The organism is Flavobacterium soyangense (assembly GCF_015277675.1).
In the GTDB taxonomy this organism is placed as follows: domain Bacteria; phylum Bacteroidota; class Bacteroidia; order Flavobacteriales; family Flavobacteriaceae; genus Flavobacterium; species Flavobacterium soyangense.
Genome location: NZ_JADHEC010000038.1, coordinates 20,548 through 31,391, shown reverse-complemented (window position 1 = coordinate 31,391; position 10,844 = coordinate 20,548). Strand labels below are relative to the sequence as shown.

Below are 10,844 nucleotides of genomic sequence, written 5' to 3'. Positions count from 1 at the left end.
TCTGAAATATAGGGAGGTAGGTTTTTTATTTTACAAAATAATCCTAGCATTTACTAGGGTTAAAAGGAATTTATTGCCTAAATCTTAGTTTTGTCGGTCGATAGTGATTATTAATATGAGATTAGGATTGATACCATTTACATTCTGTTTTATAGAAATTATTTTATTTAAAATTAAAACCTTATACCATTTTTTCTTAAAAAGAACATCTTCTTTGTATAGTCTGATTTTTTCATAAATGACTTCCAAACTGTAATCAGAAAAGATTACATCAGTTAAAAAATTATCAGTTTTTATATCTAATTCTTTTTTTAAAACTAATTTTTTTTCGAAACCATAACGGTGAATAATTAAAGCAAAAGTCAATAAGAGAATTATAAATCCTAGAAAAGGGATTATAAAGAACTTAAGAAGATTTAATGAAAGTTGATTCGTAAAAATTGAGTTTGGTTCATTAAATATTTCTTCACTATTGCTAAACAAAATTATGCAATTGTTGAATTTTGAGAAGAAAAATTCTTTAAAATTGTCAAATAAAATGATCAAAAAAGACAAGTAGGATGTCATGTATTTGTTTAATAAAGGTTTTAAGTTATTCAATATGTATGTTTTATACATAATAACTATAAATTCAGATTTTGGGCAAAAAACGAATTATAATGTGAAAATACAAATAAATATTGTTGTAAACTAGAAATGCTCATTTAAAAATAATATTTATTAAAATTTTCAAAAATATTTATGCCAAATATGACTAAATAATATTCCACTTGTAAATAATAATTACAATCAATAGGTTCTGTTTTATTTATTCCAACTAATACTTTTTATATTTTTTAGTTAACCTTTTTTGTGTTTATTCTTAAAATAAATCTCTTACAGATATGATCATTTGTGTAATTTGTATAGGGCTGTACAATCAAAATAAGTGATAGTATTAAATTTACTAAAACTATGAAAAACAATTTTTTTGAAAGTTTACAAAGTTTTGGAAAGAGAGGAAGAAATATTTTTTTTCAACATATAATGACTAATTATAAAAAGAATACCTATAATTACAAAAGGGAGATTAATCAGTGCAATTATACCAATGCTTTGGCCTATAGAAAAATGATTTCGATTGTGATTAAGCATAAAAATAAATGGGTTCGAAGCCATACCTATGAATATAAAAAGGAGTCCTCCCAGATTTTCCCATTTCCAAGCAATTATAAGCAATGCTGTTAAGATAAAAGTAGGGATAAGATGCAAGAATAAACTGGTAAGATGTTGCCAAATTGTGTTGCCTTGTTCAAAGGAATCGGCTGCAAACATACTTATAAATAGTATTGCCATAATACATATAATTCTAGGTGCCCAATGTATAAACTGAATGGAAGGTTTCATCTTGTTGGGGAATTAAATTAGTATTTATCTGTATTTTTTCCATGCCTATACCAAAAAGATATTTTGGCCTATAAATTTAATTAATTCAGAGTGAAATTAAAATAAATTTAACCTGTCTTTCACAAAAAAAACTACTTAAAATCCTTCAAAAACTCCCAATCCAAATAAGGCAAAATCGTATTTTACGGGATCATTCGGATCGAGTTTCCGCAGTTTTGAATCTAATTCAGCCAATGCTTTTCCGTCGTTTTGTTTTCGGGTGAGCAAGCCTAATTTTCGAGCAACATTACCCGAGTGCACATCTAATGGGCAGGATAGTTTTGATGGAGAAATGCTTTTCCAAATTCCTAAATCAACACCTTTATTGTCTTGGCGACACATCCACCTTAAGTACATATTGATGCGTTTAGCTGCGGAATTATTCATCGGGTCAGAAATATGTTTTTGGGTTCTGTTTTGATGTGTAATTTCGAAGAATACTTTTTTGAATTCTGAAATACTTTTTTGCATTGAATTTGATTCTTGATGTTTGGAAAAAACAGACTCCAATCCATTGTGGCTTTTATAAATATGCTGTAGACTTCTGATAAAACTGGTAAAATCTAGTCCGTTAAATGTTCTATGAACAAAAGATTCTAATCGTTCTAAATCTCCTTCATTATGCGACATCACAAAGTCATAAGGCGAATTTCCCAACAAATCCATCATCTTATGAGCATTTTTGATAATCATTTTGCGATTGCCCCAAGCAATGGTTGCGCTCAAAAATCCGGCAATTTCGATATCTTCTTTTAGAGTAAACAAATGCGGAATTTGTACTGGATCACTTTCGATAAAATCAAGTGTATTGTATTGAAATACTTTTTCGTCGAGGAAAGATTTGAGTTCGGAGTTTGTCATAATTGGCACACAAATAATACAGATGTGACTGGTTTAAACGGATTTTTTCTTATTTCTACAATCTGCACTAACTAATCAATCCATCCACCATCACTAATTTTCTGTCAGCCATATTGGCGAGTTCCTCGTTATGGGTAACAATCACAAAAGTTTGTCCAAATTCATCACGCAATCTAAAAAACAATTGGTGTAAATTTTCAGCAGAATGAGTGTCTAAATTCCCAGAAGGTTCATCGGCAAAAATGATGGCTGGTTTGTTGATTAAAGCTCTGGCGACCGCCACGCGTTGTTGTTCTCCGCCGGAAAGTTCGTTGGGCTTATGGTTGATTCGGTGTGAAAGTCCAAGATATTCTAATAATTTTTTGGCTTCGGTTTCAGTTTCGTTTCGTGGTTTATTGGCAATATATGCTGGAATACAAACATTTTCCAAAGCAGTAAATTCTGGTAATAACTGATGAAATTGGAAGATGAAACCTAAATTTAAGTTTCTGAACTTGGACAGGGTTTTATCATTCATCGTTAGAATATCTTGTCCATTGATTTTCAATTCTATTCCGTTTTCGACAGTAGGTCTGTCTAATGTTCCAAGAATTTGCAAAAGCGTTGTTTTTCCTGCTCCGGAAGCGCCAACGATGGAAACAATTTCGCCTTTTTGAATATGTAAATCAACTCCTTTGAGTACGTGAAGTTGATCGTAATATTTATGTATGTTTTTTGCTTGTATCATTGATTGGAACTGTTTCCACAAAGAAACAAAGATTTTAGGTAATTTTCAGAAAAAATATTTGATGTGATTTATTCAGATTCTAGCCTTTTTGATTATTGGAAAAAAAATCCCAGTCCCATACTTCGCAACATTTTTTTCGAAAATGGGAAAAAGAATTTTGATTGGCCAAATAGATAGCCAAAAAGCATTAACAAGAAAGGATATAAAGGTAAAACTAAAAGAATTAGAATTATATAATAAGGTATCCAATGGGTGTTTTCATTATTTATGCCAAAATAATTCATCGCAAAACCAGAAATTCTGGCAGATAATGAGCCATTTATTGCAAACACGATAAATATGATTGCAAATTGATAATTAGAAGTAATTCCCCAGCGTTTCTTTAAATTTCCCATTTTTATATGAAATGATAACAAATATAGTGAGATTATCTCATAGGCACATAACCATAAAGCTTTTGTTTGTAAGTGTTTTGAAAATAAATCATATAGTTATAAATTAAATAATTTACTTCATAGCCATAGTCAATTCCGGGCTCATAATTGATGGTCATTTCATACAAATTTGGGTCATATCGCTGCGGTTCCAAAACACGACGGTTCCATTCGCTGACATACATTTGGTTTTTATTTTCCAGATAAGATTGCGAATGATAGCCTCGAGGATAGGCTCTTGTGGTGAGCCAGATGCTAAAACCGGGATCAATAATGATTACCTCATAGTGTAGAGAATCATTCGCAATTCGAATAGTGTCATTTTGTGTAGCCAATAGTTTATCAGGACTTGTCATAGTATGCTTTGTAGTGTTGCAACTAACAAGGATACAAAAAATAAATGCCAATATGATGAAGCTGTTTTTCATTGCAATAAAATCAATGATAAAGTTACAAAAACAAATGATTGATTTAGAGATTTTTGAAAAAAAAAGGGCTGTCTTTTTGAGACAGCCCTTTACTATATAACTTAAAATTTTATCCTAATAAACTAATTATTTGACTGGCTAATTCAGTGCCTATTCTATCTTGAGCTTCTCCTGTTGCAGCTCCAATGTGAGGAGTCAATGAAATTTTTGGGTGCATCAAAATTGTCATTTCCGGTTTTGGTTCGCTTTCAAAAACGTCCAATCCGGCAAATAAAACTTTTCCGCTGTCCAAAGCTTTTACCAATGCAACTTCATCAATAACACCACCACGAGCACAATTTACGATTCCAACACCATCTTTCATAATTGTTAATTCATTCTCGCCAATGATGTATCCATCTTGAGCAGGAACGTGCAAAGTAATGAAGTCAGATTCTTTAAATAATGATTCCAATGATTGAGAAACGATAGTTGTGGTAACAGATTGTCCGTCAAAAAATTCCACTTTTACATCTACTTTCGGAATAAACATATCGGCAGCAATTACTTTCATACCAAGACCTAACGCCATTTTTGCAGTAGCCTGACCAATGCGTCCAATTCCAATAATTCCTAGTGTTTTTCCTCTCAATTCAATTCCGTTGGCATATGCTTTTTTCAAGCCGTCAAAGTTAGAATCCCCTTCAAGAGGCATATTTCTGTTTGAATCGTGCAAGAATCGAACTCCTGAAAATAAATGGGCGAAAACTAATTCTGCCACTGATTCTGATGAGGAAGCGGGTGTGTTTATTACGTGTATTCCTTTGCTTTTTGCGTAATCTACATCAATGTTGTCCATTCCAACACCGCCACGACCAATGATTTTTAATCCTGGACAAGCGTCAATAATGTCCCTGCGAACTTTGGTTGCACTTCTTACCAATACTACGCTTACGTTGTTTTCATTTACGAAATTAGCTACTTGTTCTTGTGCTACTTTTGTTGTGATAACTTCAAATCCACCTTTTTCTAAAGCTAGAATTCCACTTTCTGAAATTCCGTCATTGGCTAATACTTTCATTTTTTTTAATTTAAAGATTGAATAATTTAAAGATTCAATCTGGATTATTTTAAGGTAAAAGTTGAGTGAAAATATTGATTTTTTTCAAATCTTTGAATCATTCAATCTTTGAATTTTTAAATTGTTTTTTCTAATGCTGCCATTACGTCCACCAAAACTTGCACACTTTCTAATGGCAAGGCGTTGTACATAGAGGCTCTGTAACCACCAACAGATCTGTGTCCTGGTAAACCAACAATTCCAGCTTCTTTCAACATTGCGTTAAAAGTATCAGCATGTAATGGGTCGTTTAACAAGAAAGTTGCATTCATATTTGAACGGTCTTCAACAACCGCAGCTCCTTTAAATAAAGGATTTCTATCAATTTCAGCATAAAGCAAAGCTGCTTTTTCATTGTTAATTTTTTCGATTGCAGCAATTCCACCAAGGTTTTTTAACCATTTTAAAGTGAGCAAAGAAGCATAAACAGGGAAAACAGGTGGCGTATTGTACATACTTTCTGCTTTGATATGTTTTGCGTAATCTAACATACTAGGGATTATACGTCCGTTTTTACCGAGGATTTCTTCTTTGATAACAACAAGGGTAGTTCCTGCCGGTCCCATATTTTTTTGCGCTCCTGCATAAATAATGTCGAATTTAGAGAAATCTAAAACTCTCGAAAAGATATCCGAACTCATATCGCAAACGATTGGCATATCCAAACTTGGGAATTCCTTCATTTGTGTACCAAAAATAGTGTTGTTACTCGTGCAGTGAAAATAATCTGCATCAACTGGTACTGTATACCCTTTAGGAATGTGATTGTAGTTTTCGTCTTTAGAAGAAGCTACAATAACAGTTTCGCCAAAAAATTTAGCTTCCTTTATCGCTGCACTTGCCCAGGTTCCTGAGTCAAGATAAGCTGCTTTTCCGTTTTCCTTCATTAAGTTATAAGGAGCCATCAAGAATTCCAGACTTGCTCCGCCTGCAAGAAAAAGTGCTTGATAGCCTTTGCCTTCAAGGCCTAAAAGTTCAATTGCCAATGCACGAGCCTCATCCATAACGGCAACGAAGTCTTTGCTTCGGTGTGAAATTTCTAAAATCGACAATCCAGAATCATTAAAATTCAAAATGGCTTGAGCCGATTTTTCAAAAACTTCTTGTGGTAAAATACAAGGTCCTGCGCTATAGTTGTGTTTTTTCATGGTGTAGTTTATATCCAAAATTTAAAAATGCAAATTTCGGAAATAGGAGTTTAAAAAGCGTTAAATAATTCGCAATAATACGATAATTTTATCCTATGTTATTAACAAAAACGATATAGTGTCGATATTATCAGCATAATCCCATAACTTTGGATTTTGTGTTTGTCCAAATGAAGTACTGTTTTCGACTAGGTTGTTGCTTACTATACATTGAATTTGCTCACTTTCTGAATGTAATCGAATTTGCAATTCGTCGATTGAATTATAAAACTCGTAAAAAACGCTCGAAATTGGAGAAGCATAACTTGAATCTTCTTTAATAGTCAAAAAACCATTGTCCAATAATTTGTAATTACTCATTAGGAAAACTGCTTTATTGTAATCATAATTATTGGCGTATTTCTCATAATGAATAATGTCCTGATATTCGAAAATGGCTTCAAAGAAAGCATTAAAGGAATAGCCTTTTGGCACAAAAAGTTTAGATACATTGCGGCATCCCAAACCAAAATACCTGAAAATATCCTCACCTAAAGCGATTAGTTGTCCCTTGGTTTCTTTTCCGTTTAAAACAGCAACCGAATTTCTATTTTTTCTGATAATACTTGGCTTATCTTTGAAGTAATATTCAAAATAACGTGCCGTATTGTTGCTTCCTGTGGCGATTACTGCATCAAAATTTTCTAATTTACCTTCAACAAAAGCGATTGTATTGGCAAATTTAGGTTCGATTGCAATGATATATTTAGCTAAAAAAGGCAATAAAAATTGGTCGTTGGAGGAGGTTTTGATTAATACGTTATTTCCTGTAATTAATACAGACAGGAAATCGTGAAAGCCAACAAGTGGAATGTTTCCGGCTAGAATAAGTCCAACATTTTTTGGTTCGTTTATTTCAAGATTGTAATTAGCAAGCCATTGGTCCAGATTTTCTTCGGTTAACGCTGTTGCCCATGATTGAATAGAAAAATAGACGTTTTCCGGAGTGTACCAGCCATTATGGGATTGTGATAATTGGATTAAATTTTCAAAATCTTCAAAAAACATGTCATTGTACAAAACGCTTGGGTTTTTGACATTTTCTTTTTCGGAAAACTGGCTTAAAAATTTTCCTAATTCAATAAAACATCTTTTTTTATCGTTTTGAGACATAAGTAATTTGTATATGAATAGTTTTGATTGTATTTTTGGGCAAAAATAAGCATTTTATAAGCTTTAGGCAATAGGCAAAAGTCGCAAACAATTTTGTTTTGTAACTTTTAAAATTTGTAACTTATTAACTTTAAATTAAAAAATTATGGCAATTATTATAACAGACGAATGTATCAATTGTGGTGCTTGTGAACCAGAATGCCCAAATACTGCAATATATGAAGGGGCAGATGACTGGAGGTATAAAGATGGAACCAGAATCAAGGGAAAAGTGATTTTACCTTCTGGTGAAGAAGTGGATGCAGATGCTGCTCAAACCCCAATATCTGATGATATTTATTATATCGTGCCGGGAAAATGTACGGAATGTAAAGGATTTCATGATGAGCCGCAATGTGCCGCTGTTTGTCCTGTTGATTGTTGTATTCCGGATGTAAATCACGTTGAAAGTGAAGAAACATTGTTGAATAGACAAGCTTTTTTACATAACGAATAAAATTTTAAGTAAAATTTTAAAAAAATCCTGAATCAACATTCAGGATTTTTTTATGGTTAGCCGGCAAGGTAAGACAATAAAAAAGAGCTATCGAATGATAGCTCTTTTGAAAATATAGGATAATTGAATTAGAAATTAAACCCAAGTCTAGCATAATAATAGGCTCCATTGAACCCCATTTGAACGGCATCCCAATAACCAGCAGCTTCAGTATTTCCAGACTCATCTTGTTTAGTAGGGTAAATATTGAATAGGTTATTACTTCCTATTGATAATTTTAATTGTTTAGTAAATTGGTATCCCAATGTTAAGTCAGTATTTACTCTTGGAGTATATACATTATCTAAATTTGCATAATCAATTAAAACTACTTTACTGAAACGTGTGAAAGCTAATCCAGTATCGAATTTTTTATGAGAATAGTTAAGATTTAATCCAAATTTGCTTTTTGGAGCTGAAGCCAATAAAAAAGCTTGTTCACGTTTACCGAAAAAAGTTTCAGCATCTAGATTTCCGTTATGCACTTTTCCGATGGTCATATTATTGATATTTCCAACAAGAGTAGCGCTAAAATTTGTGTTGCCATATCTTTTCTTCCACGCAAGAACGATATCTAAACCTAATGTTTTTGTATTTGCGGCATTAGCAAAAAATTGAGCTTGATCTACTCCTAATCCTTTAGATGAGGCATCAAAATAGCTAGTTAATACGATTCTATCCTTTACATCAATCATGTATCCATCTACAGTAGCTGTAAAATTGCTAAAAGTTGAAGTTATTCCTAACGAAGCATTAACAGCTGTTTCTTGTTTTAGTTTTTGAATTCCAAAAGACCTTGTAACTGGACTATCATTAGGAGAAAGTAAAATCTCCGTAGCACCAGCTGCATTAATATTGGTAAAATGTAAACCATAATAAGACTGTGCTAATGATGGGGCACGGAATCCTGTACTAAGTGAACCTCTTAAATTAATATTATTTGTAAGTTTAAGTCTTGACGCTAATTTACCATTTATTGTACTACCAAAATCACTGTATTTTTCAAAACGAACAGCACCACTTACCATAAAGCTTTTTGTAATATCAAATTCGGTATCAGTATATAACGAAAGGTTGCTTCTATTTTTGTCAACTGCATTACTTGGACTATATCCTGGGAAACCTTGAGAACTTCCTGGTCTTGGATTCCCTGAAATAGGATCAATTGGAGGTGATTGAGTTGCTGGATTTGTGATAGGAATTCCATTCACGTCATAGGTTGTGTATGAACCTTCTTGGCCAGCAAAAATTGAATATTCTTCTATTCTGTATTCAGCTCCAAAAGCTAAATTTATTCCTTGTAATATTGTGTCATAATTTTTTGAGAAATCAAAATTAGTTACATTTTGTGATAAACTATGTCCGCCAGCATCAAATTGAGTAGGAGAAGCGTTTAATAAAGAAGGATTCTCAGTACCTTTTATAGTATAGTGAAAAAGGTTTTTTCCATACGTATTACTAATATCAACTTTCCAACCGCTATCAGTTGTAGTTTTGACACCTGCCGTCACAGAGTTGTCATTGATAATTGATGTGATTCTTGGGGTATATCCTCCAGGATATACAGATTCAACTACATTAGCATTACCGCTATTTCTTGTAAAAGCGTAAGCATCGGTATCTCTATAGTTTTTTCCGGCAAATGCATAAATTTTAGTTTTCTCAGAAACTGGAAGTTCCATATTTGCAGTGAAATTAAAGCTGTCCAATGAAGCTTCACCAAAACCTTTTCTAAAATCAAAACCTGGGCGAAGCACTTTTTCTTTAGTGAAAAACTCTGTTGTGAAATTTACAAAACCTCCATTTTCACCAAGAGCAACACCATAATTAGCACCAACTTTTAGAGTATTTCCGTCAAATGCTTTGTTTCTTCCGTAAGAATTTCCATTTCCATTTTCATCTAATCTAAAATTTTTGGTATTAGCTGTTCCGTCAAGAAAATCTCCTTTTGCATTTGTGTTAAAAACACCGTAAGTAATCGCTCCAGTTAATTCATTAATATTGTCATTTAATACGATATTAATAACACCTGCAATTGCATCAGAACCGTATTGTGCTGCTGCGCCATCTCTCAAAATTTCGATTCTTTTGATTGCAGAAGCAGGAATTGCATTTAAATCTGTTCCTGTATTTCCTCTGCCACGAGTTCCATAAAGCGTTACAAGTGATGATTGATGTCTTCTTTTTCCGTTGATTAAAACCAAAGTTTGATCAGGTCCCAATCCTCTCAACGAAGCTGGATCAACGTGATCTGCGCCGTCAGAACCAGATTGTTTGTTAGCATTAAATGAAGGAGCAATATATTGTAATAATTGATTAATTTCAATTTTACCACTTTGTGTCGTTAACTCTTTCATGCTAATAATATCAATAGGAACTGCTGAGTTTACAGCTGTTCTTTTGGTATTTCTAGATCCTACAATTTGAATTTCTTTTAATTCTTGTCCACCAGAAGTAATAACAACATCAATTTTGTTAGAATCACCTACTTTTTTTTCAACATTTAAAAATCCAATAGAGCTAAAAACTAAAGTTGCCCCATCTTTTACTTTTATTTTATAGGTTCCATCGATTTCTGTAGAAACACTATTTGTAGTTCCTTTTTCTGTAATGTTCACACTAGGTAAAGTAGCACCGGTGTTATCTTTTACAACACCAGAAACCTCTTTTTGTGCAAAAAGGAGACTGACGTTTAATAATAATAGCAATAACGTAATTTTTTTCATAATAAGTTTGGTTAGGTTTTTTTATATAACTAGAATTTTGCCGAAAGATAATGATAATTTAACACTTCATTAATATTTGGTAGTAATTTCGCGTATTTTTGTCACATTATCGTTTTAAAATGGTATAATTTTAACATTAATAATTTTTTTTGGTATAAATTCAAGTTTGTGTATTTTTTATAAAAATTATCCATTCCTACTTTAATATGGCGTTTTTTGTTTTCTTGCGTTTAATAAATATTATATTTGCAAACTTTTAAAAGTAATTATTAAAACTTATAGCAAAAAAATGGCTATTTGTAAACTAAA

11 protein-coding genes are annotated in these 10,844 nt (G+C 32.4%); 1 reads left to right on the top strand and 10 read right to left on the bottom strand.

Annotated elements, in window-relative coordinates; all coding sequences use genetic code 11:
• Window positions 1-84 precede the first annotated feature (84 nt).
• The 9 genes from IR213_RS13950 to IR213_RS13910 form a co-directional block, all read right to left on the bottom strand.
• Window positions 85-366, bottom strand: a complete 282-nt coding sequence (locus IR213_RS13950; RefSeq protein WP_194312914.1) for a hypothetical protein — start codon at window positions 364-366, stop codon at window positions 85-87.
• 612 nt (window positions 367-978) lie between these two features.
• Window positions 979-1,386: a DUF7670 domain-containing protein gene (locus IR213_RS13945; RefSeq protein ID WP_449404264.1), complete on the bottom strand. Its 408-nt coding sequence runs from the start codon at window positions 1,384-1,386 to the stop codon at window positions 979-981.
• 135 nt (window positions 1,387-1,521) lie between these two features.
• Entirely contained in the window at window positions 1,522-2,286 is a 765-nt protein-coding gene (locus IR213_RS13940; protein WP_194312912.1) for a TIGR02757 family protein, read from the bottom strand.
• A 67-nt stretch (window positions 2,287-2,353) separates the two neighbouring features.
• On the bottom strand, window positions 2,354-3,013 hold the full coding sequence (locus tag IR213_RS13935) for an ABC transporter ATP-binding protein (protein ID WP_194312911.1): 660 nt from the start codon (window positions 3,011-3,013) through the stop codon (window positions 2,354-2,356).
• A 92-nt stretch (window positions 3,014-3,105) separates the two neighbouring features.
• Window positions 3,106-3,408, bottom strand: coding sequence for a DUF6787 family protein (locus IR213_RS13930; protein WP_194312910.1), 303 nt, complete (start codon window positions 3,406-3,408; stop codon window positions 3,106-3,108).
• A 32-nt stretch (window positions 3,409-3,440) separates the two neighbouring features.
• Window positions 3,441-3,875 (bottom strand): DUF6146 family protein, encoded by a 435-nt coding sequence (locus IR213_RS13925; protein WP_194312909.1) that lies wholly within the window; start codon window positions 3,873-3,875, stop codon window positions 3,441-3,443.
• 109 nt (window positions 3,876-3,984) lie between these two features.
• On the bottom strand, window positions 3,985-4,935 hold the full coding sequence (locus tag IR213_RS13920; RefSeq protein WP_194312908.1) for a D-2-hydroxyacid dehydrogenase: 951 nt from the start codon (window positions 4,933-4,935) through the stop codon (window positions 3,985-3,987).
• Between the two features lie 116 nt (window positions 4,936-5,051).
• The gene (serC, locus tag IR213_RS13915) at window positions 5,052-6,122 is read right to left on the bottom strand and encodes a 3-phosphoserine/phosphohydroxythreonine transaminase (RefSeq protein ID WP_194312907.1); all 1,071 of its coding nucleotides are present in this window, start codon (window positions 6,120-6,122) and stop codon (window positions 5,052-5,054) included.
• A 93-nt stretch (window positions 6,123-6,215) separates the two neighbouring features.
• Window positions 6,216-7,274, bottom strand: coding sequence for an acyl-CoA reductase (locus IR213_RS13910; protein WP_194312906.1), 1,059 nt, complete (start codon window positions 7,272-7,274; stop codon window positions 6,216-6,218).
• Window positions 7,275-7,419: 145 nt separating this feature from the next.
• Between IR213_RS13910 and IR213_RS13905 the strand changes: the two genes are divergently transcribed.
• On the top strand, window positions 7,420-7,770 hold the full coding sequence (locus IR213_RS13905) for a 4Fe-4S dicluster domain-containing protein (protein ID WP_194312905.1): 351 nt from the start codon (window positions 7,420-7,422) through the stop codon (window positions 7,768-7,770).
• A 128-nt stretch (window positions 7,771-7,898) separates the two neighbouring features.
• Here the strand turns inward: IR213_RS13905 and IR213_RS13900 are convergent, their stop codons facing one another.
• Window positions 7,899-10,535 carry a TonB-dependent receptor gene (locus tag IR213_RS13900; RefSeq protein ID WP_194312904.1) on the bottom strand — a complete coding sequence of 879 codons (2,637 nt, stop codon included), beginning with the start codon at window positions 10,533-10,535 and terminating at the stop codon, window positions 7,899-7,901.
• Window positions 10,536-10,844 lie beyond the last annotated feature (309 nt).